The 24,168-nt window shown below is 66.4% G+C and carries 23 protein-coding genes; 10 read left to right on the forward strand and 13 right to left on the reverse strand.

The window, feature by feature from the left end; genetic code table 11:
- The first annotated feature begins 40 nt into the window (after positions 1-40).
- The 3 genes from AC1Q5B_RS05170 to AC1Q5B_RS05180 all read left to right on the forward strand — a co-directional run bounded on the left by AC1Q5B_RS05170 (position 41) and on the right by AC1Q5B_RS05180 (position 2,095).
- Positions 41-868 carry a hypothetical protein gene (locus AC1Q5B_RS05170; protein ID WP_492630650.1) on the forward strand — a complete coding sequence of 276 codons (828 nt, stop codon included), beginning with the start codon at positions 41-43 and terminating at the stop codon, positions 866-868.
- A 68-nt stretch (positions 869-936) separates the two neighbouring features.
- The gene (locus tag AC1Q5B_RS05175; protein WP_492630651.1) at positions 937-1,524 is read left to right on the forward strand and encodes a hypothetical protein; all 588 of its coding nucleotides are present in this window, start codon (positions 937-939) and stop codon (positions 1,522-1,524) included.
- Between the two features lie 4 nt (positions 1,525-1,528).
- Positions 1,529-2,095 carry a hypothetical protein gene (locus AC1Q5B_RS05180; RefSeq protein WP_492630652.1) on the forward strand — a complete coding sequence of 189 codons (567 nt, stop codon included), beginning with the start codon at positions 1,529-1,531 and terminating at the stop codon, positions 2,093-2,095.
- Between the two features lie 15 nt (positions 2,096-2,110).
- On the opposite strand, the gene plsB is transcribed toward AC1Q5B_RS05180, so the two are convergent.
- The 3 genes from plsB to AC1Q5B_RS05195 form a co-directional block, all read right to left on the reverse strand.
- The gene (gene plsB, locus AC1Q5B_RS05185) at positions 2,111-4,795 is read right to left on the reverse strand and encodes a glycerol-3-phosphate 1-O-acyltransferase PlsB (protein ID WP_492630653.1); all 2,685 of its coding nucleotides are present in this window, start codon (positions 4,793-4,795) and stop codon (positions 2,111-2,113) included.
- A 120-nt stretch (positions 4,796-4,915) separates the two neighbouring features.
- Positions 4,916-5,407 carry an excalibur calcium-binding domain-containing protein gene (locus tag AC1Q5B_RS05190; protein WP_492630654.1) on the reverse strand — a complete coding sequence of 164 codons (492 nt, stop codon included), beginning with the start codon at positions 5,405-5,407 and terminating at the stop codon, positions 4,916-4,918.
- Positions 5,293-6,228 (reverse strand): hypothetical protein, encoded by a 936-nt coding sequence (locus AC1Q5B_RS05195; RefSeq protein ID WP_492630655.1) that lies wholly within the window; start codon positions 6,226-6,228, stop codon positions 5,293-5,295. Before AC1Q5B_RS05195 ends, AC1Q5B_RS05190 begins: the two co-directional genes overlap by 115 nt.
- A 239-nt stretch (positions 6,229-6,467) precedes the next feature.
- Between AC1Q5B_RS05195 and AC1Q5B_RS05200 the strand changes: the two genes are divergently transcribed.
- Positions 6,468-7,808 carry an ISL3 family transposase gene (locus AC1Q5B_RS05200; RefSeq protein ID WP_492630656.1) on the forward strand — a complete coding sequence of 447 codons (1,341 nt, stop codon included), beginning with the start codon at positions 6,468-6,470 and terminating at the stop codon, positions 7,806-7,808.
- 243 nt (positions 7,809-8,051) lie between these two features.
- Positions 8,052-9,056: a hypothetical protein gene (locus tag AC1Q5B_RS05205; RefSeq protein ID WP_492630657.1), complete on the forward strand. Its 1,005-nt coding sequence runs from the start codon at positions 8,052-8,054 to the stop codon at positions 9,054-9,056.
- Between the two features lie 90 nt (positions 9,057-9,146).
- Here the strand turns inward: AC1Q5B_RS05205 and AC1Q5B_RS05210 are convergent, their stop codons facing one another.
- Entirely contained in the window at positions 9,147-9,506 is a 360-nt protein-coding gene (locus AC1Q5B_RS05210; RefSeq protein WP_492630658.1) for a hypothetical protein, read from the reverse strand.
- A gap of 234 nt (positions 9,507-9,740) precedes the next feature.
- Here AC1Q5B_RS05210 and AC1Q5B_RS05215 point away from each other — a divergent pair, with 234 nt between their 5' ends.
- Together AC1Q5B_RS05215 and AC1Q5B_RS05220 are read left to right on the forward strand one after the other, a co-directional pair.
- Positions 9,741-10,664, forward strand: coding sequence for an IS110 family transposase (locus tag AC1Q5B_RS05215; RefSeq protein WP_083537669.1), 924 nt, complete (start codon positions 9,741-9,743; stop codon positions 10,662-10,664).
- A gap of 153 nt (positions 10,665-10,817) precedes the next feature.
- Positions 10,818-11,876 carry an IS110-like element ISPa71 family transposase gene (locus tag AC1Q5B_RS05220; protein WP_492630659.1) on the forward strand — a complete coding sequence of 353 codons (1,059 nt, stop codon included), beginning with the start codon at positions 10,818-10,820 and terminating at the stop codon, positions 11,874-11,876.
- Between the two features lie 237 nt (positions 11,877-12,113).
- Here AC1Q5B_RS05220 and AC1Q5B_RS05225 read toward each other — a convergent pair whose 3' ends face one another.
- The 3 genes from AC1Q5B_RS05225 to AC1Q5B_RS05235 all read right to left on the reverse strand — a co-directional run bounded on the left by AC1Q5B_RS05225 (position 12,114) and on the right by AC1Q5B_RS05235 (position 15,095).
- Positions 12,114-12,593: a GNAT family N-acetyltransferase gene (locus AC1Q5B_RS05225; RefSeq protein WP_492630660.1), complete on the reverse strand. Its 480-nt coding sequence runs from the start codon at positions 12,591-12,593 to the stop codon at positions 12,114-12,116.
- Between the two features lie 868 nt (positions 12,594-13,461).
- Positions 13,462-14,187: an orotidine-5'-phosphate decarboxylase gene (pyrF, locus tag AC1Q5B_RS05230; RefSeq protein WP_492630661.1), complete on the reverse strand. Its 726-nt coding sequence runs from the start codon at positions 14,185-14,187 to the stop codon at positions 13,462-13,464.
- The gene (locus AC1Q5B_RS05235) at positions 14,184-15,095 is read right to left on the reverse strand and encodes a 5'-nucleotidase, lipoprotein e(P4) family (RefSeq protein ID WP_492630662.1); all 912 of its coding nucleotides are present in this window, start codon (positions 15,093-15,095) and stop codon (positions 14,184-14,186) included. Before AC1Q5B_RS05235 ends, pyrF begins: the two co-directional genes overlap by 4 nt.
- A gap of 114 nt (positions 15,096-15,209) precedes the next feature.
- On the opposite strand from AC1Q5B_RS05235, the gene AC1Q5B_RS05240 reads away from it, so the two are divergent.
- Complete coding sequence (locus AC1Q5B_RS05240; protein WP_492630663.1) at positions 15,210-15,860, forward strand: YceH family protein; 651 nt, start codon at positions 15,210-15,212, stop codon at positions 15,858-15,860.
- A gap of 2 nt (positions 15,861-15,862) precedes the next feature.
- Here the strand turns inward: AC1Q5B_RS05240 and AC1Q5B_RS05245 are convergent, their stop codons facing one another.
- From AC1Q5B_RS05245 to AC1Q5B_RS05260, 4 genes are read right to left on the reverse strand one after another with little or no spacing between them, the layout of a single operon-like run.
- Positions 15,863-16,396 carry a DinB family protein gene (locus tag AC1Q5B_RS05245; RefSeq protein ID WP_492630664.1) on the reverse strand — a complete coding sequence of 178 codons (534 nt, stop codon included), beginning with the start codon at positions 16,394-16,396 and terminating at the stop codon, positions 15,863-15,865.
- Positions 16,393-16,782 carry a VOC family protein gene (locus AC1Q5B_RS05250; protein WP_492630665.1) on the reverse strand — a complete coding sequence of 130 codons (390 nt, stop codon included), beginning with the start codon at positions 16,780-16,782 and terminating at the stop codon, positions 16,393-16,395. The genes AC1Q5B_RS05245 and AC1Q5B_RS05250 overlap by 4 nt, the downstream gene beginning before the upstream one ends.
- Before the next feature lie 20 nt (positions 16,783-16,802).
- Positions 16,803-17,189: a hypothetical protein gene (locus AC1Q5B_RS05255; RefSeq protein ID WP_492630666.1), complete on the reverse strand. Its 387-nt coding sequence runs from the start codon at positions 17,187-17,189 to the stop codon at positions 16,803-16,805.
- A gap of 58 nt (positions 17,190-17,247) precedes the next feature.
- Positions 17,248-19,224: a UvrD-helicase domain-containing protein gene (locus AC1Q5B_RS05260; RefSeq protein ID WP_492630667.1), complete on the reverse strand. Its 1,977-nt coding sequence runs from the start codon at positions 19,222-19,224 to the stop codon at positions 17,248-17,250.
- A 97-nt stretch (positions 19,225-19,321) separates the two neighbouring features.
- Here AC1Q5B_RS05260 and AC1Q5B_RS05265 point away from each other — a divergent pair, with 97 nt between their 5' ends.
- On the forward strand, positions 19,322-20,038 hold the full coding sequence (locus AC1Q5B_RS05265; protein ID WP_492630668.1) for a sel1 repeat family protein: 717 nt from the start codon (positions 19,322-19,324) through the stop codon (positions 20,036-20,038).
- A gap of 23 nt (positions 20,039-20,061) precedes the next feature.
- A complete protein-coding gene (locus AC1Q5B_RS05270) occupies positions 20,062-20,685 on the forward strand; it encodes a thymidine kinase (RefSeq protein ID WP_492630669.1) in 624 nt (207 codons plus the stop codon).
- A 6-nt stretch (positions 20,686-20,691) separates the two neighbouring features.
- On the opposite strand, the gene AC1Q5B_RS05275 is transcribed toward AC1Q5B_RS05270, so the two are convergent.
- Together AC1Q5B_RS05275 and AC1Q5B_RS05280 are read right to left on the reverse strand one after the other, a co-directional pair.
- On the reverse strand, positions 20,692-23,502 hold the full coding sequence (locus tag AC1Q5B_RS05275; RefSeq protein WP_492630670.1) for a serine/threonine-protein kinase: 2,811 nt from the start codon (positions 23,500-23,502) through the stop codon (positions 20,692-20,694).
- Between the two features lie 24 nt (positions 23,503-23,526).
- The gene (locus AC1Q5B_RS05280) at positions 23,527-24,093 is read right to left on the reverse strand and encodes an ECF-type sigma factor (RefSeq protein ID WP_492630671.1); all 567 of its coding nucleotides are present in this window, start codon (positions 24,091-24,093) and stop codon (positions 23,527-23,529) included.
- Positions 24,094-24,168 lie beyond the last annotated feature (75 nt).

Genomic DNA, 24,168 nt, shown 5'->3' on the forward strand with positions numbered 1-24,168 from the left:
GACTCTTTCCCGGGCATTTGCTAGGAACGGTGCATGGCTCATGCTTCCGCTGTTGATGACGCCGTGTCTGGCCCATGCTCAGCTTTCCATCGACGCTTCCTGCTTCAGCAGCACCCTCCGCGCCGAGGGACGGACCGTCGATCTCGCGCGCCTTGGCGCGCCAGTCAATTACCCGATCGCGATCGAAGATTACAACGCCCGCTACTGCGTCACCCGTGAGAAGTGCGTCGCCCTGGGCTACTGCAAGGCCGCTTCGCCCGCGGAACAGGCTGCCGCCGACAAGGCGAACCCGGGCGCCGCCGCCGAACGGGCGCGCCTCGAGCGCGAACAGCGGCAAAGAGAGGCGCAAGCCGAGCTCCAGCGCAAGGCCGCCGAGGCGGAGCGCAATCGCAAGGCGGCGGAAGTGGCGCACGAAACCCAGCGCCTCGGCGGCCATCGCGAGGCGGAGGCGCGGCGGCTGGTGGAGATGCGCGAGGCGGCGGCGAAAGCGCGCGGTGGCTCGGCGGGCGGAAGCGGCCGTCTGCCCGAAAGCGCCGGCGAACCGCGCAAGGTCTGCACCAGCGCGCCCTTCAGGACTACACCGACGTCCATGTTCAAGACCGCCGAAGCCGATGCCCGCGCAGCATTCGCACGGGATGCGGCCCATCTGTGCAGGATCAATACCGGCAATGCTGCCTATAACGCGGGCGGGATCTCCTGCGTCCGCGAGGACAGGTCGTTGTGGGCGCAGATGCCCGTCGCGCAGCTGGCCAAGCGACCCGCCAACGATCCTCCCCGGTTCGAGTTCAAGTGCTCCGGCCCCGTCGTGTGTGCTGCGCCGAAGGAGACCTGCAAGACCGTCGGCACCGTTAGGAGTTCAGGGCAGTGAGGAACCATGTCATGAGGGGAGAGCAAACCGTGAAAGCCAGTCCGACTGTAAGCAGCAGGCTGTCCGTCGTGGGCATGCTGCTGGCGATGGTGTTGTCGCCCGCCGTGGCGCATGCCCAGGATGGGGTGCAGACCGTCGAGAACGCGCAGAAATTCCTGTCCATCGTGCTGCCCGGCAATGGGTACATGAAGGGAGCGGTGAGTACTGCCCTGTCGGCAGTCAATGGGCGGGATGCCAGCGGGTACTACATGGACGCGCAGGTGCACGGCGAGGCGAAGATCATCGACGCCTCATCTGTCGGGCGATGCAGATCGAAGCTCTTGTCCGACTATTCCAGCGTGGAAGTCGAGTTGCGCGTGCGCAGGAATCCCGGCGCTCCCGTGCTGGAGCGCAAACGCATGCCGATCGCTGAGGCAGCACCGGACGGGTTCTCCGCCCAGCATGGCGGCGTCCAGCGGCACGGCGACCAGGCAGGCTTCTCCTGGTCGGAACTGAAGTCGGTTCGGACAGTAGGCGACAATGTCTACCTGATGTTTGCCGGCAACAAGAGCGAGTCGGTCATCTACCTTCGTTCGGCCGATCTCGCTTCACGCGTCGGTTATGCCCTGGAGTTCCTGCGCTTGCAGTGCGATGCCGCCGCGGGCACCGGGTTCTGAGGTCATGGCCCGCCGGTGCATCGCGTGGTCATCGCTGAGCTTGTTCCTGCTTGTTTGCGCGGGGGCAAGCGCCGACTCCTGGGCGCCGCCACGCGTGCAGGTGGTGGCCAGCGGATCCGGCGAGCAACTCGTGCGCGTGGAACCGGCGCGGCGCGGCGCGGATGCGCCGCGGGCCGTCAGGTATCGCCATGACGCGGCAGGGGAACGGTACGTGAAGGACGCGACTTTCGCGCTGCCGCACCGCACGGCTCCGGTCTTCGTGTTGCTCACGGATGACGGTACGCTCGTGACACTCGATGAGTGGGCGCAGGTGGGACGCGGCCCCGTCCTTTTGGTGCACGACGCCGCCGGCAAGCAGAGGCATCGCTACACCCTGGCCGGCCTGCTCGGAGAAACGGCCGCCGCGGCCGCACCCGCCAGCGTCAGTTCCACCTGGTGGCGTTGTGGCGAACCCTTGCTGATTTCAGGTGGGCACGTGCTGCGCGTGACCATCTACGACGAAGGCGAGCTGCGCGTGGACCTGCGCGACGGCAGTGTCGACTATCGGCCCGGCAAGGGACGCTGCCGGTAGACGGCAGCGTCTCCGTCAGTCCTGCGGCGCCACCGCCGGCTCGGCTGGCTTGGCCGCCTCCGGGCTGACCTTCTCGATGGTGTGGCGCAGTTCGCGGCCGAGGATCGCCTTGGCGTCGCGCGCCCAGGCGTCCAGGCGCTCGTCGAACAGCAGCTTGCTGTTCTCGTCGGGCCAGACCAGCTTCAGTTCGCGCAGCTTCTGGATGAAGCCGCGGAACAGCGTCTTGTCGAAGAACTCCGGCGCGGCCGGTGCGTACAGCAGGCTCAGGCGCTGCGCGGCCTGCTGGCACAGGCTCTCCAGCTCGGCCGCGCCGAGCGTGCCGGGACCGTTCTTCACCAGCACCGAGATGGCGATGTAGTAGCGCTCGAACGCCTGCTGCAGCGAGTGGCCGATCGCGCGCAGGCGGAACACCTCGTCGGTCTGGCCGGCGCTGCGCGCCAGGATGCCGCCGTCGTCGTCGTTGACCTGCTGCAGCAGGCCCTCGCGGACGAACACTTCGATGGTGCGCTCCATGCGCTCGGCGAACTCGTCCTCGCTCCACGGCAGGAACAGCTCGGCCTGCAGGAACGGATACAGCGTACGGCCCAGACGCAGTACGCCGGCACGGCTCATGCGACGGTTGTTCTGGAAGCAGCAGGCGATCCACGACGACGCGGTGAACAGGTGCAGCACGTTGTTGCGGTAGTAGCTCAGCAGCACCGCGGTGTCGTCGTCCACGCTCAGCACGTCGCCCAGCGGATGCTTGATCCGCTGCAGCATGTTGATCTCCTCGGCGTGGGAGATGATGCGGTCCGGCGAGTGCGGGGTGACGGTGACGCGGTCGGAGTAGGGCAGTTCGGCCAGCAGCGTCTTCGACAGTTCGATCTGCGCGACCAGGTCGGCTTCGCCCATCGCGTGCTTCGGCGTGGACAGCAGCGCCAGCGCGAGCAGGTTGATCGGGTTCACGTCGGCGGCGCGATTGATGTTGACCTGGATCTGCTGCGCCAGCGCGTCGACCGTGTCGGACAGCCACGCGGGCTTTTCCTCTTCGCCCACGGGCGTGCCGTCCCACTCGGGCGCGTGCTTGGCCAGCGCGTCGTTCAACGGGATCGGTTCGCCGAAATTCACCACCACCTGGCCGTAGTTCTGCCGCAGCACCTTGGGGATGCCCCACAGCACGGCCCAGATGGATTCCTTCTCCTTCGGCCGACCGCTCAGTTCGTCCAGGTAGCTGGTGCCTTCCAGCAGTTTTTCATAGCCGATGTAGACGGGCTGGAACAGCACCGGCTTGCGCGGCTGGCGCAGGAAGGCGCGCAGCGTCATCGAGATCATGCCGCCCTTCGGCGGCAGCAGCCGGCCGGTGCGCGAGCGCCCGCCTTCGATGAAGTACTCCAGCGAGTAGCCGCCGGAGACCAGCTGCGCGACGTATTCGGTGAACACCGCCGAGTACAGCGGGTTGCCGCGGAAGCTGCGGCGCATGAAGAACGCGCCGCCCTTGCGCAGCAGCGTGCCCACCACCGGCAGGTTGAGGTTGATGCCGGCGGCGATGTGCGGCGGCACGATCCCGCGTTCGTACAGCAGGTACGACAGCAGCAGGTAGTCCATGTGGCTGCGGTGGCAGGGCACGTAGACGACTTCGTGGCCGGGCGCGGCTTCCTTGAACTTGTCCAGGTGGTGGACCAGCACGCCGTCGTAGATCTGGTTCCACACATGGCTCAGCAGGAAGCTGGCCGAACGCACCACCGGGTTGGAATAGTCGGCGGCGATTTCCCAGGCGTAGGCGTGCGCCTTCTTCCACGCGTCCTCGGGCTTGGATTTGTCGCGCTTGGCCTGTTCGGCGATCGCGTCCTTCACCGGCTCGGCCGCCAGCACCTGGTCGACCAGCAGGCGGCGCGTGGACAGGTCGGGGCCGATGACGGCTTCGCGGATGCGATGGAAGTGCGTGCGCAGCACGCGCGACAGCTTGCGGACCGTGCGTTCGGGCTCCAGCCCTTCATCGACGGTGCCGCGCAGCGACACCGGCGGCGCGAAACGCACGATGGTGCCGCGGCCGTTGAGCAGGATGGCGAGCAGGCGGCGGAAGCGGCCGACGATGGCCCAGTTCTCGGAGAACAGCACCGAGAACCAGCCGCTCTGCTTGTCCGGCGCGCGGCCGACGAAGATCGACACCGGCACCAGCTGCACGTCCAGGTCCGGTTGGGCGCGATGCGCCTGCAGCAGCTTGGCGAGCGAACCGGAATGCGTCTTGGCGCTGACCTGGTCGGGGATCAGCGTGCTGGCGTTGCGGCGCGACAGCGCCACGTAGGCGCGCTTGCGGCCGAGCGGATTGCCGCCGACCGGCAGCGGCACCAGGGGCGACGGCAAGCCGGCGTCGCGGCAGGCGCGATCCAGGATCAGCGCGTTCGACAGGCCGTAGTCCTCCAGCACGTAGCAGACGGGGCGCCCGTCGAGCAGGTCGGCCGGCACGCCGGGTTCGATATTCAGCGCCAGCCACGGATCGGCCAGGCGGCCCAGCAGTCGCGCCCACAGCGGACGCTTGGCCTGGCGGGCGGCCACGGGCGGTGCCATGGGCACGCCTGCCGTCACCGGCGCTTCGTCGCCGGGCAGCGGATCCGGTGCACCGTCGGGCGTCGCCGCATCCGTCGTCGGCTTCTTCTCCGGCGGCGTCGGCTTGGGGGCGTCCGGGAACGGCAGGGAGTTCTGTTCAGGCATCGACCGCATTATGGCGCACGCCTGTGGCCGGCTGGAAAGCGGTTACAGCGTCCGTCGCCGCCCCTGCCCGCATTCCGGAGACCCTCGGGCGGCCGGAGGACATCCTGCAAGTAGCTGAAACGCAAGGATTTACCGGCCCCGGTATGGCTCGCAGCCCACGCCATCGTTGTCGCGGTCCAGGTGAGGCCCGTAGCCGGGATCGCCCCGCCGCACCGGCGCCGCGCCGTGCGCGCGGGCCCCGTCACAGTTGCGGAAAGCGCGCGCCGGCCCTGGGCCGTCAAGGCGCGAAGGCCTGGAGGATGCTGGTCCTCGGTCGGGCGCCGGCGCGGGTGCAACCAGCGTCGTGCGAGCCGGGGCGCCCCCCCGATGGCAGTGGTACTCACCGGTCTTCCGGTCCGTATGGCAACCGTGTTTGTCGATCCCGCCCGGGTGCGCCTGCGTCGTGGATACGCTCGCCAGTAGCGTGGCCAGTGCGAAGGCCGTGATCGCGCAGGCCCGCCGGTTCGTCACGGCGGCGACGGCGCCTCTTCGTCGGCGGGCGGCGCCGCCAGCGTGTCCGGTGCGGGCAGCGCGGCCGCCAGCACCTCGTCGGCGTGCCTCAGGTAGTCGGTGAGGTACCACCGACCGTCGCGCCGGGTCAGGCTGACCACGGTATCGATCTCGCGCTCGCCCAGCGGGTAGTGGATGCGCACCGTAGCGGTGTCGCCCTTTTCCTCGACCAGGCCGGTACGCAGGTCGGTGAAGGTCGTATCCAGCGGCAGGCCGTAACGCGCGAACGTCGCCTTGGCCTCGATGAAGAACGGGGTCAGCCGCTGCAGGCTGGCGCCCATGCCGGCGTCGTTGAGCGCCTGTTCGGTGACCAGGCCGCTGCGGCGCGCGGCCGGGGCCAGGCGCGCGAGGGTGGCACGCGCCAGCGCCGGGTCGCCGAGCGGGGCCTGCTGCGCCCAGTCGCCGAGCGCGGCGATCACCTGCGCGTAGTGATCGCGCTCTTCCTGGGTGTAGTCGCCTTCGTTCTTCACGTACTGCACGCCGAACAGGCCCAGCGTCCGCGCGGCCTCCTTGAGGTCGCGGTCCTGGCGTGCGAACTGGCGGTCGAAGCTGCGCTGCAGCGTCTTCTCCGCGTCCTTGGCCGACAGCGCGGCCAGCATCGGCACCAGCTTGTCGTCCAGCGGCAGCTCGGTCAGCGGCCAGCGACTGTGGCCGGCGCGCCAGGCGGTATCCAGTCGCACGTAGACGTCCGGCGGCACCGCATCGCGTGCGAAGCCGACCAAGTCGTTGTGCTGCAGGCGGGTTGCCAGCTGGCGCACGGCGGCGGCGGGCTCGCTGGCGGCACCGGCGAGCTCCACGGGTTCGCGCTGCTTCTTGCAGGCGGCCAGCAGCGCCAGCGACAGCCCGACGGCTGCCAGCACGCGCAGGACGGACGCGGACGGCTTCGGCTTCATGCGATGTGACTCCCCAGTCGCTCCGCATCTTCGCGGCCGGCAGCGGGGGCGGCAAGCACGGCGGTCGCAAGTTGCCGCTCGCCGGGCCATAAAAAAGGGGTATCCGGAATCTGGTGTGGGTTCAGAGTTTTTGAGGTGCCGTGGCTTTCACTTCAAACAACGGATTTTACTGTTGGATTCGGACGTGAGCGTGTTATTGTAAAAGACGGATTTCAGTGTGGGTTTTCCCGAGGGGCTGAGTGACCGACTTCCTGCAATTGCGAAGCCTGAAGACGCTCGAAGTCGTCAGTGACGAAGACCGCTACGTTGTCAAAGCCGAGGGCGTGTCGGGCTGGATCACGTGCCCGCTATGCGAAGTCGGCCGCTTGCATGGCCACGGATCGCAGGAACAGTCTTTCCAGGACACGCCGTCGCATGGCAAGCCGGTCGAGGTCTTCATCCAGCGCCGTCGCTATCGCTGCACACGCTGCGGCAAGACGTTGTTCGAGCCGGTGGCTGACCTCGATGGCAAACGCCAAGCCACAGCCCGCCTGGTGCGCTACATCCGCGAGCAGAGCTTCAGCAAGACTTTTGCCGCCCTCGCCCGGGAAGTGGCGCTCGACGAAAAGACGATCCGCCACATCTTCGACGACTTCGTTGAGGAGTTCGAGGCCAAGGTTCGGTTCCGAACGCCGCGCATCCTCGGTATCGACGAACTCAAGATCATCGGCCAGTACCGGGCCATGATCACCAATGTCGAGCGCAAGACTGTCTTCGATCTCCGGCCCAGCCGGGCGAAGGCCGATCTGCTGCCCTATTTCCGCACCCTACGGGACAAGGACTCGGTTGAGTGGGTGGCGATGGACATGTACCACGTCTACAAGCAAGTAGTGCGCGCTACGCTTCCGCAAGCACGCATCGTGGTCGATCGATTCCATATCCAGCGGATGGCCAACGACGCGCTTGAGAAGCTGCGCAAGCGCATCCGCAAGGACATGCCCGCCCGGCAAAGGCTCAAGCTCAAGGACGAACGGTTCTTGCTGCTCAAGCGGCAGCACGACCTAAAGGGCGGTGACATGACACGGGCCATGGAGTGGTTCCGCCAATTCCCGCACTTGGGTGAGGCCCACGCGCTCAAGGAAGGCTTCCTGTCGATCTGGGATCACCAGACTCGGGCCGACGCCGAAGCGGCCTGCGTCAAATGGTTGGGAAACATCTCGGCGGAACTGACGCCCGCATTCAAGGAACTCACCACCGCTGTGCATAACTGGCATGACGAGATCTTTGCCTACTTCGAGCAGCCGATCACCAACGCCTATACTGAATCCGTCAACCGACTGGCCAAGGATATGAACCGCATGGGCAGGGGCTACAGCTTCGAAGTGATCCGGGCACGGATGCTCTACGACGCCAAGGCGCGCAAGGACGGGGCAGTGGTCGAGACCGTGTTGGTCGATGACGAGGGTTCGGCGACTACGAACTTCGAGTTCCAACGGATGAGCATGGCGTCGGTCCGCAAGAAGCAGGTTAAGCGCGTGGTTGAGTACGGACCTTACATCCCGACACTAGCGCGGCTGCTGGAAGATGGGTATTTCGAGTAACCCCCCAATGACTGCGAACGCCGCCACGGTGAAACTGGCCACGTCCGACCTGCATCGAGGACGTCAAGTCCTAGCTTGTCCTCAACGGTTGGGTGCTCGCATATCGCCGCTATTCAGCCGACTACGTTGCCGCCGAAGAGATCGCGCAGTCCCGTCAGACAGGCCTGTGGCAGGGCGAGTTCGTGCCGTCGTGGGAGTGGCGCCAGAACGGCAGATGGTCAGACGAATGAAACAGGAGGCGTCATGAGCTTACGAAATATCTATGGCCGGGCCTTCATCCCGTTGGGATGCAAAGGCAACCCGATCCGATGTGACGGTGCACAGGGGCAACACTTCTATCTGGATCGTTTGCGGGATCCCAACGGCAACGGCATTGAATATCAGCGGGCTGGGGCGGCTGGCCAAGGACCCTATGGCCGATTGCTCGATGAGTATGTTATCCGGGACGGCGGACCACTGGGACGCTCCCTGTTCCTGGACATGTATCACCCGGGCTATTCCGAAACCAAGGCGCCGGAAGGACTGTTCATCGTGAACTACCTGTCCCGGAAACATGACCTGAAACTCCCCAAGGACGCCGATTTCTCCGAGATAGAACGGCACGCATGGCGGATCGCAAAGGCTTTCAAGGACGACGCCAAACCGCTGTCCACCATCCTGCGAAATGCCTTCACCGAAGAGCAGTGCCATCAGATCTTGGTCTTTGCAGGCGCCCTTGTCGTTCATGACTACCGCATCAAGAAGGACAAGTTCGTCAGTATCGTGATCAGCAACAAGAAGCTCGCGCTCGATGAGGCCGTGGCCTCGACGGTCTTCAACTTCCTTGTAGGTGTCTATTCAGATGACGAAGAGACAGACACTCCAGCCGCCCAAGCGCCGCCAGTTCCCACGCCGGTTCCGGCAGCACCACAGGCCACGGATGAAGCACCTGCCGCGGAACCCGCGAACAAGGACCTAATCCTTGAAATCGGGTTGATCAGGGCCATCTCCCAAGGCACAAGCCCAGAGCTCAAAGCGCTCGATGCCCTAATGGACGACGAAATGCTGTATCTCATTGCCGAGGCCAGTGAAATCGGTGAGGAGGATGACGGCACCCGCTGGCACTTTGAATACGACAAGCATGGTGTGTTGGAGCGTGCTTGGTATTTCTACGGTGGCCAGACCGTGGAAAAGTCATTGAACGAGCTCACCAAGTTCATCCTCCCGAAGATCCAGAAGAAGTTGGCCCAGTCTGGTCACGGATCCTAAGGAGCACCTATGTCCCCATTTTGATCCGCAGCGCTTTCTGGGCCAGGCTGGCTAAGATACCCGCGAAGCGGGTTCGGCTTGAATGACTGGTTAGGCCACAAATGCAGCGACCCAGATTGCCACGGAGAGAGCGGGCATAGCGACCCATCCGATCTTGTGCAGAAAAGTACCGTGATGCCTGGCCGATACGAGCATGTAAACAAGGCCCACCAGGTATGCCCCGAAGACAGTGACGGCTCCCCAAAGCCAGCTAACACGGAACCCGTAAACGAAGAAGAAGATGACGAGATTAAGCGCGGCGATGTTGCCTAACAGGTTGCTCGCCGACGATATCTGAGATGGCACCTCTAGCCCGGCCTCACTCATCTGCTTAAAGCGCATAGTCCAGATGTGGTGCTCGGTGAAGAATACCCAGATCGCCGCGGAAATCATGAAAAGCGTCCAGTTCATACCCCCCCTTTTGGCCTAACGCCTTATGTCTTTGAACTTCCCTACTGTAGTGGCCGAGAACCCGGCGTGCGCGCCCGATAACGCCTCGGTGTAGCCGCACCGTAATTCAGCAGGGGCCGCACGCCGGATCTCGCGCCCTGCGCCCGGACAGTTGATCGAGGTTTCCCTCGAACTGATAAGCGTGGGCCTCGGGCGCGATGTTCTCGACAGGCCAACTCTAGCGGAGAAGCGGGCATGACGGCAGTGGGAATCGACGTAGGCAAGGCGTCACTGGATGTGGCCATCGATGGGGCGCCCGGGGTGGCGCGTTTCGCCAATACTGCCGCCGGGATCGGCAAGCTGATCAAACGGTTGAAAGCGGTCGTCGAGGCGCGGGTGGTGGTCGAGGCGACCGGTGGCTACGAGGACGCGGTGCTCGATGCCTGCTGCGATGCCGGCCTCTGGGTGGCCCGGATCAACCCGCGCCAGGCACGGGATTTCGCCCGAGCCACCGGTGAGTTGGCCAAGACCGATGAGATCGATGCGCGGCTGCTGTGCCTGCTGTCGCGGTTGTTCGCTGGGCGACTGCGCCGCTACGAGGCGGCCGCCCCCTGGCAACGCGACCTGCGAGGCTGGTTGAGGCGTCGCGGCCAAGTCGTGACCACGCTGCAGGCGCAGAAGCAGCAAGCGGCCATGGCGCCGGCCACGATCGGCAAACTGATGGCGCGTACGGTCGCCGCGCTCCGGCACGAGTTGGCCGCCATCGATCGTGAGATGAAGGAACTGCTGGATGAACACCTGACGCCGGCGCTGCGATCCTCCAAAGGTATGGGGCCGATCTTCCAAGCCACGAGCCTGGCGCTGTTGCCCGAGCTCGGCACGTTGACGCGGCAGCAGATCGCCAAACTGGTCGGTGTGGCTCCGATGAACCGCGACAGCGGCCAGACGCGAGGCAAGCGTAGGATCCGCGGAGGTCGTGCACCCGTACGTGTGGCGCTCTACATGGCCACCTTATCGGCCGTGCGCTGGGATCCGGTGATGAAAGCGCACTACCAGCAACTGCGCGAACGCGGGAAGGTGGCCAAGGTCGCCCTGGTGGCCTGCATGCGAAAGCTGCTGACGATCGTCAATGCACGGCGTCGCGATGAGCTGATGGCAGGAGCCTCGATGGCGGCCTGACCATTCATCGGAAGACAGTTGCTGAATTAAGCCGCGCCGCGAAGCGGCGTCGGCTTGAATGATGGGATGGACTCCTCCCGCGTCACCAAAAGGCTTCGAAGAGCCAGACTGATGTTTCCATCAGGACACGGGATCACGAGAGGAGTCCACGCCATGCATGCTAGTACCGTCGCCATCGATTTGGCAAAAGAGGTCTTCGAGCTGGCCTTCGCCGATGCGCAGGGCCGGATCATCGAGCGCAAGCGCCTCTCGCGCAGGGCGTTCATCCGGTCGCTGGAGACCCGGCCGCCGTTGCGGGTGCTGATGGAGGCCTGCGGGGGTGCGCACTGCTGGGCGCGCCGCTTCCAGCGCCAGGGCCACGCGGTGCGCCTGCTTCCTGCGCGGGACGTGCGCCCCTACGTGCGCGGCAACAAGACCGACCGCAACGACGTGGCCGGGATACTGGAAGCTGATCGCTGCGCCGGCATTGCGCCGGTGCCGGTCAAGACCCCGGAGCAGCAGGGCATCCAGGCGCTGCATCGGTTGCGCGAACACCTCAAGGCCGAACGCACGGCCACGCTCAACCTGCTGCGGGGCGTGCTGCGCGAGTTCGGCGTGGCCGTGCCGCTGGGGTCGACCAAGGTGCCCGCCGCCGTGCGCGATGCGCTGGAAGACGGGGACAACGACCTGCCGATGGCGCTGCGCCACAGCCTGGCCGAGCAGATCGACAGGCTGTCGCAGCTGGCCAGGGACATGCTGGCAATCGAACAGCGGCTGGAGGAATTCGCCTCGCGGGACGTGGCAGTGCAGCGTTACCGCATGGTCCCGGGCGTGGGTCTGCTGACGGCAACCGCGCTGCGGGCCAGTGCCGGCGATCTGTCGCGCTTCCGTAGCGGACGCCAGTTCTCGGCGTGGCTGGGCCTGACCCCGCGCGAGCATTCCTCGGGTCAGCAGCGCCGGCTGGGAGGCCTGACCAAGCGCGGCGATGTCTACGTAAGAACGCTGCTGATCCACGGCGCCCGCGCGGTACTGCAGGCGGCGCGGATGAAGCAGCGGCGCGGACAAGCCCTCGATCCGCTGCAGGCCTGGGCGCTAAAGATCCAGGACGCCCGAGGTCACAACAAGGCCGCCTGCGCACTGGCCAACAAGCTGGCCCGACGGCTGTGGGCGATGGAACACCACGGCATGCCGTTCGATCCGCGCCACGTCAGCGAGCGACCCCGCGCTGCGTAGCGCGACGGCTCCGACACAGGTTCACCGCTTCAACTTCGGGAGTTGCCTGACACGATCTTGATCATGGCGAAGGGTTCGGTCCCGGAGCGGACAACGCCGATAACAATGCTGGCCTGGCAGGCCGCTTGAACGATAGGCACCCGCTCCGTGGATTCCATGATGGCCCGGGCATCAACGCCCACCCCAAGGCCGGATACACGACTGCAACCGCACCGCTTCCCGACGATCAGCGATCACTTACGGCAACGACTGCTTGACGGAGGAGTCCATACATGAATTGTTAGGCCGTGACTCCGCGCCCCGAATCATTGCCACGACCTTAAGCCCCCGAGACAGATAGCTGTCTAAGCGTTCACCAAGCGCCATTGGCAAATTTTCTGTGGCTTGCTCAAATCCTGCTTGGCGATAGAAGTTGACCAAGTGATCGTAGGGTAGACAGCAACACCAGCGGTTGCTGATTTCTTCATCTAATCGTTTCAAGATTCTGGCGCCGATGCCTTGACCCTGAAATTGTGGCTCAACCTGCATGCCGCGGAGCCAGAGCAAATCATGCTCCTGACACAAGCGGCCGACGCCAACAACCCTATCGCGCTCCTTTGCGAGCACGACAAAATCCGACGGAACGACGGCCGCGCCACCATATCCACGCGACTCGTAGAATCGCTGCGCCACGGGCAATTCGTTTTTATCGGCAACGGCTACGTCGATATCTGTCATCACGGCCTAACTACCTTATAGCCTGATTCCTGGGTCCGGTTATACGACTTATCCACAGCGCACCGTATGGTGGGCTATCCCCTTGATACGGTTCGATCTTAGGGCGACTGGGTCCGGCTAACAAGCTGACGTATAACCGGTCCCACGGAGACCTTGCCGAGAGCGCGCTGCCCTCGTTTGACCCCCAACCGGAGCGACCCTCATGGGGTGAACTTACCTGCACCACCCCACCTCCTTTGCGGCTCATGGAGCAGGTGTCAGTGGTGTGCCGACGCCGGCACCTAAGTCGCCGAACCGAGCAGGCATGCCCAATCCATTAGGTGCCGCTGCCGAGAATGATTGGCGGCAGCGTCCAGTTTGTTTGGCGCTCAGCGCCCAACTGATTGGCGTATAGCAACTGCGCCTTCAGGCTGGCAAGCCGATCTGAAGCGGCCGCAGCAGGCGTTGCTACCGCAAGCAGAAGCGCTGCCAACCATACAAACCAGCGTCGGTGATCCGAATTCCCCATGCGTCCATGCGTTCGGCCAAGTGACCGAAACCCTAATCCTGCCAGCCGGAGGCTGTCCAACCTGGGGAAAGCCAAATCCCACACTGGAGACTGATCCAGGAGGACAGGCAAGAGCGGAAGAACCTACAGACAGGCGCTCAGGAGCCAGAAGCAGCTAAACCCCGCACCCCACACTAAAATCCGGATACCCTAAAAAAGGAGGCCGGGCGTCTTGCGACGTCGCGGACCTCCTGAAATCCGGCCGAAGCCGGAGGACGAAGTGTTGTGGCACATCTCCGGCCCTGAGGCCGGATGCGCACAGCCTACCTGCGCCCGAATACTAAAGCAATACTTGAAATAACTCGCTTCAAGTTATTGATTTTATTTGAATGAAGCGGCGATTTCCGTCTGGATCGCTTCGGCCGCCGCGCGCGGATCGGCGGCCTTGCTGATCGGCCGGCCCACCACGATGGCGTCGGCCCCCAGCGCGAAGGCCTCGGCCACTCCGACCGTACGTTTCTGGTCGTCGCCGACCGGGCCGCCGGGGCGGATGCCCGGACAGACGATGGAAAAGCCTGCTCCGGTCGCCGTACGGATCATGCGGGCTTCCTGCCCGGAACAGATCACGCCATCGATGCCGGCGGCCTGTGCCGCCAGCGCACGTTGTACGACGATATCGGCAGGTTCGCCGCCATTGATCCCCATGGCGCGCAGATCGGTGCCGTCCATCGACGTCAGCACGGTCACCGCCAGCAGCCGCAGCTCGCCTTGGCGCGCCTCGGCGGCGGCCTCCATCATCCCGGCGTGCCAGCCGTGGATGGTCGCGTAGGTCACCGGCCAGCGCGACAGCCCGCGGATCACGCCGGCCACGGTGGCGGGGATGTCGAAGAACTTCAGGTCGACGAACACGCGCTTGTCGCGGCGGGCCAGCGCATCCAGCACGGTGAAGTAGTCGCCGCTGGCCAGCAGCTCCATGCCGATCTTGTAGAACTGCACCGCATCGCCCAGCCGGTCCACCCACGCCAGCGCGTCGGCGCCGGACGGCGCGTCCAGCGCGAAGATCAGGCGTTCGCGGGCGCTCAGCGCGACCGGACCGCGGGTGCTCACGGGGCGTAGTCCAGCGCGTCGCGCTTGGCCTGCGTGCGGGCGGCGGGCGGCTGGTCCCAGGCGTTGTTGAACAGCGCCGGCTCCCACGAACCGTAGGTCGGATTGGGCAGCATCCACCAGCGCTCGCCGAACCAGTCGTCGTATTCGTCGAACAGCGCCTGGCGGCCGTCGCGGGTATTGGCTTCCACCTGCACGAAATCGCCGATCTGGTCGCCGAACTGCATCAGCACGCGGTACTGCTGGCCGGCCAGGCGACGGCGGCAGTTCTTCTCGCTGCCGTTCTGCTCGCAGCCTTCCAGCACCGTGCCCAGGCCGAGGAACACGCTGTCGTCGGCGACCGGCAAACCGGCCTCGCGCAGGTTGGCCAGCGTCGCTTCCTTCAGGTGCACGGCGCGGTTGGAGATGTAGAGGATGGTCACGCCCTTCGCGGCGGCGGCCTTGGCGAAATCGACCACGCCCGGCAGCGGCTTGGCCTTCTTCTCGGCGACCCACTGGTCCCAACTGATTTCGTCGTATTCCTTGCCGTCGCGGATCAGGCGGGCCTGGTAGGGCGAGTTGTCCAGCACGGTCTCGTCCACGTCCATCACCACCGCTGGCTTCAGGCCGGTGGCGGCGTTGCCGCGCTCGCTGGGCACCAGTGCGTCCCAGTGCTTTTCCTTCAGCGCGATGTCCAGATGGTCGGCCGCCGCGCGGAAGGTCTGCGTGGTGATCGCGCGGTACTCGACCGAGGTCTGTACCCATGCCACCGCGTTGAGGTTGTCGTGCGTGCCGGTGGGCTTCGTGGTCGCGGCCGCAGCGGGAGCAGGCGCGGCGGCGTCGGCCGGTGCCGTCGCGGGTTCGGTGCGTTTGCAGGCGGCCAGGGTCAGCAACGACGCCGCCAGGCCGGCGGCAAGCAGGGAAACGCGCATGGAAGATCCCATTTCGAATGTGCGGGAATTCTAGCCGACCGGTGTTACGCCCGTCGTTCGGCGCAACGGCGTGCGGGTTATCCTGCCGGCCCCGTTCCTGTTCCCGATGCCTCCATGGAAGACACCGCGCCCGTCCTGAATGCCGCCGAGGCCCGCCTGCTCGGCTGCCTGATCGAGAAGGAAGCCACCACGCCGGAAACCTATCCGCTGACGGTCAACGCCGCGCAGGCCGCCGCCAACCAGAAGACCGCGCGCGAGCCGGTGATGGCGCTGGATCCGGGCGCGGTCAATCACGCGCTGCGGCAACTGGAACAGAAGGGCTTGGCGAAGCAGGTGTTTTCCTCGCGCGCCGAGCGCTACGAGCATCGCACGGCGGCGTTCTTCGGCATCCCCCAGCAGCAGGCCGTGCTCTTGGGGCTGCTGATGCTGCGCGGCGCGCAGACCGTGCACGAACTGCTTGCGCGCAGCGAACGGCTGTTCAAGTTCGCCGATGCCGACGACGTGCGCCACCATCTCGATCGCTTGGCGCAGCGCGAACCGGCGCTGCTCGTGCAGATCCCGCGCGGTTCCGGCCAGCGTGAGGACCGCTACGCGCACCTGTTGAGCGGACCCGTGGATGTCGCGGCGATCTCAGCGCGTTCGTCGTCATCGCCGGCGAGCGAGCCAGCCAACGTGGAACTGGAAGCGCGGGTCGCCGCGCTGGAAGGCGAAATCGCCGCGCTGCGCGAACAGGTCGAGCGCCTGTTGGCCACGCACAACGGGTGAGATCACTCGGCGTCGGGCATCGCCACCAGGTCGGTGGCGCCCATGTCGACACCGGCCTGCGACAGCAGCGTGGTGATCTGGCCGCGATGGTGGGTCTGGTGGTTGAACAGATGGGTCACCAGGCCGAGCACGCCGCGTGTGAAGCTCACGCCCTTCGTGTTCGTGTAGATCAGCGATGAGGCGATGCGGTCCGCTGTGAGCGTGGCCGCCCACTGCAGGATCAGCGCATCCAGCCATTCGCGGCGTTCGCGTAGCAACGGCAGCGTGGGATACGGCATCGCGTCCAGTGCGGTCGGCATCGGCGTGTCGTCCAGCGCGGCCAGGACGGCGGGCGCGTCCGGCGCGGCGGCGAAGCGTTTTAGCCAGATGGTGTCGGTCACCACCAGGTGGTTGAGCGTGCCGAGAATCGAACCGAAGAACGCGCCCCGGTCCGCAACCAGAGCCTCATGCGACAGCGTGGCGGCCGTTTCGTACAGACGGCGGTTCATCCATGCGTTGTAGGACGCCATCATCGCAACGCGCGCATCGGCGCTCATGCGTCGGCACCGCTGCGCTTCTCCTCCATCAACCCGACCGGATTGCCGTCCGGATCACGCAGGAAGCCGGTCCACAGTTCGTGGTCGGGCATGCGTGCGGCCAGCTGCGGTGGACGCTCTTCGGTGGCGCCGCGCGCTACCAGCGCGGCCTGCGTGGCGACGATGTCGTCCACGCTGAAGTAGAGGATCGAATTCGCGCCGACCGCACCGGCACCCTGAGGCGTGGTCAGCATCAGGCGTACGTCGCCGGCCTGCAGGAAGGCCAGGGTCGGTGCAGGCTGGAACAGGAAGCTCAGTCCCAGCGCATCGCGATAGAACGCGAGCGCCGTGTCGACGTCGCCGACGGTGATGGCGATCTGGCGGATGTCGGAGAGGCGCGGTTCCATGACGAAAGCCCCGAAGGAGGTCACTTCGGGCGACGGCTGCTGCGCAGCAGGAACAGGCTGCCGATGAGCATGCCGACCAGGGATGCGCCGAGTCCGAGCACGCCGGCGACCACGACGTCCGCCACCGGCGCGCCGGTCGGTGGCAGGTGACGCATCGCATCCCATGCCATCCGCACGAGCACGGCTGCCGGCACCGCGCATGCAATCAGGAGCCATAGCGTGGCGAAACGGCCGGTGCCGAAGGCGCGCAGCAGCATCGCGATCACGCCGACGGCGACGAGTCCGGGCCCGTAGAGCGCGCGTGGCAGCCCCGCCAGTTCCGGCGGCAACTGCCAGTAGGGAAAGCCCACGCCGACGAGGGCAATCAGGAAGCCGATCCACCGCCAAGCCTTGCTGTCGCGCGTCATGCCCAGGTCCATCGGAGTGCGATGCCGCGCAGCGTAGCGCAACCGCCGGCGTCGCGGGTCAGTCGAACATCGCCTGGATCGCGGCCAAGCCGGCGCTGGCGCGCTCCTTCTTGCGCTCGGCATCGGCGACCGGATCCGCGCCGTCGCGTTGCAGTTCGTCGGCAGGCAGTTCGTTGATGAAGCGGCTCGGCTGCAGGCGCATGCGCTCGCCGAAGCGGCGCGTCTCGCGGTTGTGGCTCAGCCACAGCTGTTCCTTGGCGCGGGTGATGCCCACGTACATCAGGCGCCGCTCTTCCTGCAGGTTGCCTTCCTCGACACTGGTTTCGTGCGGCAGCGTGCCGTCCTCGCAGCCGACGATGAACACGTAGCGGAACTCCAGGCCCTTGGCCGCGTGCAGGCTCATCAGGCGCACCTGGTTGCCGCCGTCGTCCTTGTCGTTGCGGGACAGCAGCGCGAGCTGCGCGGCGAGATCGCCGGCCGAACTGCCGCGCGGTCCGCCTTCGAACCAGTCCGCCAGCTCATCCAGGTTCGCTCGACGGCGCTGGAACGAGGCTTCGTCCTTGCATTGCGAGCGCAGGTCGGCGAGCAGCCCGGAGCGTTCGCTGAGGCGACGCACCAGGTCGGCCGGCGGCAGCTCCTCGGCATGCCGGCGCAGGTCGCGCACGATGTCGACGAAGGCGCTGAGGCCGTTGGCCGCGCGCGGCGGCAAGGCCTTCAGCGCGCCCATGGACTCGGCGGCGCGCGACAGCGGCAGGTGCGCGTGCTGGGCCATCTCGGCCAGCTTGGCCAGCGAGGTCGCGCCGACCTCGCGCTTGGGCGACTGCACCGCGCGCAGGAACGCGGCGTCGTCGTCGGGGTTCACCAGCAGCCGCAGCCACGACATCGCGTCCTTTACTTCCTGGCGCTCCAGGAACGCCGTACCCCCCGTCAGGTGATAGGGAATGCGCAGCAGCTGCAGCGCCTTCTCCAGCGCGCGCGACTGGTGGTTGCCGCGGAACAGGATGCAGAAGTCGCTCCACGCCGCGCTCTTGGACGCGTGCACGAACGAGATTTCGGCCGCGACCTTCTCGGCTTCATGCTCATTGTCGCGGCATTCCCACACGCGGATGCGCTCGCCGTCGGCCTGGTCGCTCCACAGCGCCTTGGGGTGCTCATGCGGGTTGTTGGCGATCAGCGCGTTGGCGGCGCGCAGCACGCGGTTGCTGCAGCGGTAGTTCTGTTCCAGCTTGATGATCTGCAGGGCAGGGTAGTCCTTCGCCATCTGCAGCAGGTTGTCGGGGTTCGCGCCACGCCACGCGTAGATGCTCTGGTCGTCGTCGCCCACGCAGGTGAAGTCACCGCGTTCGCCGGCGATCGCCTTCAACAGGCGGTACTGCGCGTCGTTGGTGTCCTGGCATTCGTCGACCAGCAGGTAGCCGATGCGCTCGCGCCACGCCGCGGTGATCTCGGGATTGTTCTCCAGGATCTGCACCGGCAGGCGGATCAGATCGTCGAAGTCCACCGCGTTGAACGTGGTCAGGCGGTCCTGGTAACGCTGGTACAGCAGCGCGGCGTCCTTCTCGCGATTGGTGCGCGCTTCGGCCAGCGCCTCGTCGGGCGACAGGCCGGCGTTCTTCGCGCGCGAGATCAGGTTCTTTGCCGCTTCCACGTCGTCGGGCTTGGCGCCGTACATCAGGTCCTTGACCTGCGCATGGGCGTCGTCGGCATCGAAGATCGAGAACCCGCGCTTCAGGCCCACCGCGGCGTGCTCGATCTGCAGGAACTTCAATCCCAGCGCGTGGAAGGTGCAGATCGTCAGCCCTTCCGCAGCATCGCCGCGGATGCGCTTGGACACGCGCTCCCGCATTTCCTTGGCGGACTTGTTGGTGAAGGTGATCGCCGCGATCCGGCGCGCCGGGAAGTGGTTGCCGGCGATCAGGTGCGCGATCTTCTCCACGATCACCCGCGTCTTGCCGCTGCCGGCGCCCGCGAGCACCAGCAGGGGGCCCTTGCTGTGAAGGACGGCGGCGCGTTGGGGGGGGTTGAGACCGTGCATGGCGAGTACTGCTGTGTAGGCCATCAGTTTACAGACAACGGCTGCCCGCTTCTCCTAGCATGGGCCCCTGACGGCTTCCTGGAACAGGTTCGCCACGATGAACGCTTTCCACCGTTGCGTGCTGGTCGTCTTCGCCCTGCTCCCGCCGGGCTCTCTCCTGGCTGAAGAAAAGATCGATCCGGCGGTATTGACGGAGGGATTCCTGGCCGCGCACCCGGACCTGCGCTGGCGGGCCGAGGGCATTCGTTCCTATGAAAAGCAGGACTACGCCGTTGCGTTGACCGAGCTCAAACGCGCGGCTTACTACGGTGACAAGCCCGCGCAGGCGGTGATCGCGGAGATGTACTGGAACGGCATCGGCGTCGCGGCCGATCGCCCGCTGGCGTACGCCTGGATGGATATCGCAGCCGAACGGCTGTACCACGATTTCCTGGTGCGGCGCGAAGGCATGTGGACTGCGCTTGGCGAGGCGGGACGGCAGGACGCCATCGTGCGTGGACAAGACGTGCTGGCGGAGTACGGTGACGACGTCGCGAAGCCACGGCTGGAGAGGGTCCTGCGCCGCGCGACGGGACGCATCACCGGCAGCCGCGTGGGTTTCGTCGGCAACCTCACCATCATTCCCAACACCGGTCCACTGGTCGACAGTGGGATGACATTGAGCGGCAACGAATACTACGACCCCAAGTACTGGCAACCCGAGAAGTACTGGCAGTTGCAGGACGCCATGTGGAAAGCACCGCTCAAAGGCCGTGTCAGGGTGGGTGAACCGGAGAACGTCCCGGCGAAGCCGACGACGGGTGAGGGTGGGTAACGCAGCGCGCTAGAATCCGCGCCATGGCCAAGCTCTACTTCTACTATTCGGCGATGAATGCCGGGAAGACCACCACGCTGCTGCAGTCCGCGCACAACTACCGGGAGCGCGGGATGCGGGTCGCGATCCTGACGCCGCGGCTGGACGATCGCGCCGGGGCCGGGGTGGTGGCGTCGCGCATCGGCCTGCGGGCGGAGGCGGCGGCGTTCGAGCGGGATGACGATCTGGAACGGCGGATACGCGACGACATCGCCGCCCACGGCAAGCTCGATTGCGTGCTGGTGGACGAAGCGCAGTTCCTCACCCGGGCGCAGGTCTGGCAGCTCAGCGAGGTGGTCGATGCCTTGCGCATCCCGGTGCTGTGCTACGGCCTGCGCACCGATTTCCGCGGCGAGCTGTTCGAGGGCAGCCAGTACCTGCTGGCGTGGGCCGACGAGATCAGCGAGATCAAGACGATCTGCCATACCGGCAAGAAGGCCACCATGACCGTGCGCGTCAACGAGCAGGGCCTGGCCGTACAGGATGGGCCGCAGGTGGAGATCGGCGGCAACGAGCGCTATGTGTCGGTGAGCCGCGCCGAGTTCAAGAAGATCGCGCGCGGCGAGGGACGCATCGAACCGTTGCAGCCCGCGTTGCCGCTGGAGTGAGCGGCCTTAGCGGCAGGCGGCGAGGATCTGCGCCGCCTCCCGGGGAATCACCCCGCCGTCCGGCTGCGCTACCCGCAGTTCGTTCACCAGCGCGGCGAGCTCGTTGCGGCCGCGTTCGCGTTCCTGCGCGCCGAGACGGCAGCGCGCCTCGCCGAGATAGGCCCGGGCCTGCCAGCGCAACTTGGGCGCTTCGCTTCCGTCGCCTTCGTGTCGCGCCAGACGCTGCAAGGGCGCCAGCGCGTCGGCGGGACGACCCAGTCGCGTGAGGTGGCGCGCCATCGAGAGCTCGGCGAACCACGTGCGCGGGTGGTCGGGACCGAAACCGACGCGGGTCAATCGAACGGCGCGGTCGAAGTGCTCGGTCGCGGCCTCGAGTTCGCCTTGCGCGGCCAGCACTTCGCCGATCATGCGATCGGTTTCGCCGACCAGCGGGTGGCTGGCGCCGATCGTACGCACGCGGATCCGTCGGGTTTCCTCCAGGATGGCCAGCGCCTCGGCGTCGCGGCCCGCGCTGTGCAGCACCATGCCGTAGTTGAACAGACTGCTGGGCAGCAGTTGTTCGTTGTCCAGATGGCGCAGGATATCCACCGCATGGGCGACGTCGCGCACGGCGGCTTCGTTGTCGCCGCGCTCCCACGCGATGATGCCCAGCGAGTTCCAGCTGGCCGCCGCGTCGCGGTGTTGCGGACCCACCGTCTGCAGGGTCAGGGCGTGCAGTTCGCGCATCTCCGTTTCGGCCCGCTGCAGCTGGCCGAGGTCGACATGGACCGCGGCCACCTGGCGGCGCACGGCCTGGGTGATCGGATGCTGCGGTCCGTGGATGTCCACGGCCATGTCGCGCGCGCGCTCGAAATTGGCCAGCGCAGCGTCCGTTTCGCCGCGGTTGCGGTGGAGGATGGCCAGGCTGCGCAGGATCTCCACCGCCAGCGGGTGCCGCGCGAAGCCATGCGCCTGCAGGTGCGCCAGCGCCGCCCGGTAGCCGCGCGCGCCGGCATCGGCGTTGCCGAGTTCGACATCCAGCTGCGCCAGGTCGCGCATGTTCTCCGCGACCCCGGCCTCGTCCTTCAGGCCGCGGCGGATATCCAGCGAGCTGTCGAACATCTGCCGCGCAAGCTGCTTCTCGCCGGCGTCCGCGCGGCAGCGGCCGTTCTGCGACTGGAACTCCGCCACCCGCAACGGCATGCGCGATTCGAGGGTGCGCAGGCGCGTCTCCATCGGCGTCATCGCCTGTACGCACTGCCGCGAGCGGCCCAGCAGGCGCAGCACGCGGCCATGCTGCGTGGCGGCCTGCAGGCGCAGGCTGTCGGGCGCATCGTCGGTCACCGCCAGCACGCGCGCCTGCTTCTCCAGCAGCGCGAGCGATTCGTGGTAGTCGCCCAGGCCGAGGCGCAACCGGGCGATCACTCCCAGCAATTCCGCCTGCGCGCGCGGCTGGTGGGCGAGCTCCCGCTCGCCTCGGCGCTCGCCGGCCGCCAGCAGTTCGCGGGCATCGAAGGTGTTGCCCTGCTGCGACGCACTGGCGTTGTCGAACAGGCCGATCACGAAATCCTGCATCGCCTGCGCACGCGCGGTCTCGCGCATGGCCTGCCGTCCCTGCCAGACGCTGGCCGCGAGCGCGGCCACCAGCACGGTGGTGGCTAGTCCTCCCGTCGCCAGCGCCCAACGGTGGCGGACGAGATACTTGTGCACGCGGTAGCCGACGCTCTGCGGGCGCGCGTGGACGGGACGTCCCTCGATATGCCGCTGCAGGTCCAGCGACAGCGCTTCGACCGACAGATATCGCTGTTCGGGCGCCTTCTGCAGGGCCTTCAGCGTGATGTTGTCGAGATCGCCGGCGAGCTTGCGCGATGTGCGGCGTGCCTCCGGGCACTGGCTACGGCTGCCATCGGTGGTGCGGAGGGTGGCGACCGAGGGCTTGAGCGGTTCCACCGCCAGGATCGCCTGCTCCCATTCGGCGTCGGTCTGCCGGCGCAGGCGGTAGGGCTTGGTGCCGGCGATCAGTTCGTACAGCACCACGCCGAGCGAATACACGTCCGTCATCGCGGTGACGAGTTCGCCGCGCACCTGTTCCGGTGCGGCGTAGTGCAGGGTGAAGGCGCGCACTTCGGTGCGCGGGTGCACCGGCACCGGCTCGGGATCGTCGAGCAGCTTGGCGATGCCGAAATCCAGCAGTCGCACGTCGCCGTTCGGCGTCACCAGGATGTTGGACGGCTTGAGGTCGCGGTGGACGATCAGGTTGGCGTGCGCGTGGCTGACCGCTTCGCAGACCTGCAGGAACAGCGCCAGCCGCGCATCCAGGCCGACATTGTTGGCCTGGCAGTAGTCGGTGATCGACACGCCTTCGACGTATTCCAGCGCGAGATACGGCTGGCCTTCACTGCCGATGCCGGCGTCGAGCAGGCGCGCGATGTTGGGATGCTCGAGACGCGCGAGGATCTCGCGCTCGCGGGTGAAGCGCAGGCGCAGGTTGGGATCGGCCAGCCCGGGCCGCAGCAGCTTCAGCGCGACCCGGCGCTTGTACAGGCCGTCCGCGCGGGTGGCCAGCCACACCAGGCCCATGCCGCCCTCGCCCAGCAGCGACTCCAGCTGGTACGGGCCGATGCGCATCCCCGGTCTCAGCTGGCCGGGCTTGTCGACCAGCGGCTGGTCGATGAAGCCGTCGCCTTCCTCTTCCAGCGCGAGCAGCTTTTCGACGTCGCGCGCGGTGTCAGGATCGTCCGCGCGGAGGATTTCGAGCTGTTCGGCGCGCGCCTCCGGCTCCAGCTCCAGCAGGACGTCCAGCAACGGGGACAGGCGTTTCCAGCGTTCGACGTCCATCGGTACGGCGCGATGTGGGCGGGGTCAGCTGTCCGCCATCGCCGACAGCAGGAACAGCCGCGCCTTCTGCCAGTCGCGGCGGATGCTGCGCTCGGAGCGCTGCAGCAGCTCGGCGATCTCCAGTTCCGACAGCCCGGCGAAGTACCGCATCTCCACCACCTGGGCCAGGCGCTCGTCGGCGGCGGCCAGTTTTTCCAGCGCGTCGTTCAGCGCCAGCATGTCCTCGTCCAGGCGCAGGTTGCCTTCCACTTCTTCCGGGATGTCGGCCACGCGCTTGAGGTCGCCACCACGCTTGCGGGCCAGCCGGCTGCGGGCGTAGTCCACCACCACGCTGCGCATCGATGACGCGGCGTAGGCGAAAAAGTGCGCGCGGTCCTCGAACTTGGCCGTGCCGGTGGAGCCGAGCAGCTTCAGGTAGGACTCGTGCACCAGCGCGGTGGCGTCCAGCGTGTAGCCGTGCTGGCCGGACAGCTGGCGACGCGCCATGGTGTGCAGTTCCTGGTACAGCGTGGCCAGGACGCGGTCCAGCGCGGCACGGTCGCCACTACGGGCCGAGTCCAGCCACAAGGTGATGTCGGATGCGTCGGCCATACGTCTTCCCCACGTGCCAAGGGCGCGAATATAACGTCATTTACCTCACATGACGTGATTGAAATGGCACCCCTC

Source organism: Pseudoxanthomonas sp. GW835-FHT14C01 (assembly GCF_058793715.1).

What these genes read in the sequence shown, in the direction of transcription:
- AC1Q5B_RS05220 (WP_492630659.1), top strand. Translation starts at nt 10,818, where the DNA reads ATGCATGCTAGTACCGTCGCCATCGATTTGGCAAAAGAGGTCTTCGAG.
- AC1Q5B_RS05240 (WP_492630663.1), top strand. Translation starts at nt 15,210, where the DNA reads ATGGAAGACACCGCGCCCGTCCTGAATGCCGCCGAGGCCCGCCTGCTC.
- AC1Q5B_RS05280 (WP_492630671.1), bottom strand. Translation starts at nt 24,093, where the DNA reads ATGGCCGACGCATCCGACATCACCTTGTGGCTGGACTCGGCCCGTAGT.
- AC1Q5B_RS05210 (WP_492630658.1), bottom strand. Translation starts at nt 9,506, where the DNA reads ATGAACTGGACGCTTTTCATGATTTCCGCGGCGATCTGGGTATTCTTC.
- AC1Q5B_RS05265 (WP_492630668.1), top strand. Translation starts at nt 19,322, where the DNA reads ATGAACGCTTTCCACCGTTGCGTGCTGGTCGTCTTCGCCCTGCTCCCG.
- AC1Q5B_RS05205 (WP_492630657.1), top strand. Translation starts at nt 8,052, where the DNA reads ATGAGCTTACGAAATATCTATGGCCGGGCCTTCATCCCGTTGGGATGC.
- AC1Q5B_RS05180 (WP_492630652.1), top strand. Translation starts at nt 1,529, where the DNA reads ATGGCCCGCCGGTGCATCGCGTGGTCATCGCTGAGCTTGTTCCTGCTT.
- AC1Q5B_RS05225 (WP_492630660.1), bottom strand. Translation starts at nt 12,593, where the DNA reads ATGACAGATATCGACGTAGCCGTTGCCGATAAAAACGAATTGCCCGTG.
- AC1Q5B_RS05270 (WP_492630669.1), top strand. Translation starts at nt 20,062, where the DNA reads ATGGCCAAGCTCTACTTCTACTATTCGGCGATGAATGCCGGGAAGACC.
- plsB (WP_492630653.1), bottom strand. Translation starts at nt 4,795, where the DNA reads ATGCGGTCGATGCCTGAACAGAACTCCCTGCCGTTCCCGGACGCCCCC.
- AC1Q5B_RS05215 (WP_083537669.1), top strand. Translation starts at nt 9,741, where the DNA reads ATGACGGCAGTGGGAATCGACGTAGGCAAGGCGTCACTGGATGTGGCC.
- AC1Q5B_RS05250 (WP_492630665.1), bottom strand. Translation starts at nt 16,782, where the DNA reads ATGGAACCGCGCCTCTCCGACATCCGCCAGATCGCCATCACCGTCGGC.
- AC1Q5B_RS05195 (WP_492630655.1), bottom strand. Translation starts at nt 6,228, where the DNA reads ATGAAGCCGAAGCCGTCCGCGTCCGTCCTGCGCGTGCTGGCAGCCGTC.
- AC1Q5B_RS05275 (WP_492630670.1), bottom strand. Translation starts at nt 23,502, where the DNA reads ATGGACGTCGAACGCTGGAAACGCCTGTCCCCGTTGCTGGACGTCCTG.
- AC1Q5B_RS05235 (WP_492630662.1), bottom strand. Translation starts at nt 15,095, where the DNA reads ATGCGCGTTTCCCTGCTTGCCGCCGGCCTGGCGGCGTCGTTGCTGACC.
- AC1Q5B_RS05170 (WP_492630650.1), top strand. Translation starts at nt 41, where the DNA reads ATGCTTCCGCTGTTGATGACGCCGTGTCTGGCCCATGCTCAGCTTTCC.
- AC1Q5B_RS05245 (WP_492630664.1), bottom strand. Translation starts at nt 16,396, where the DNA reads ATGAGCGCCGATGCGCGCGTTGCGATGATGGCGTCCTACAACGCATGG.
- AC1Q5B_RS05255 (WP_492630666.1), bottom strand. Translation starts at nt 17,189, where the DNA reads ATGACGCGCGACAGCAAGGCTTGGCGGTGGATCGGCTTCCTGATTGCC.
- AC1Q5B_RS05260 (WP_492630667.1), bottom strand. Translation starts at nt 19,224, where the DNA reads ATGCACGGTCTCAACCCCCCCCAACGCGCCGCCGTCCTTCACAGCAAG.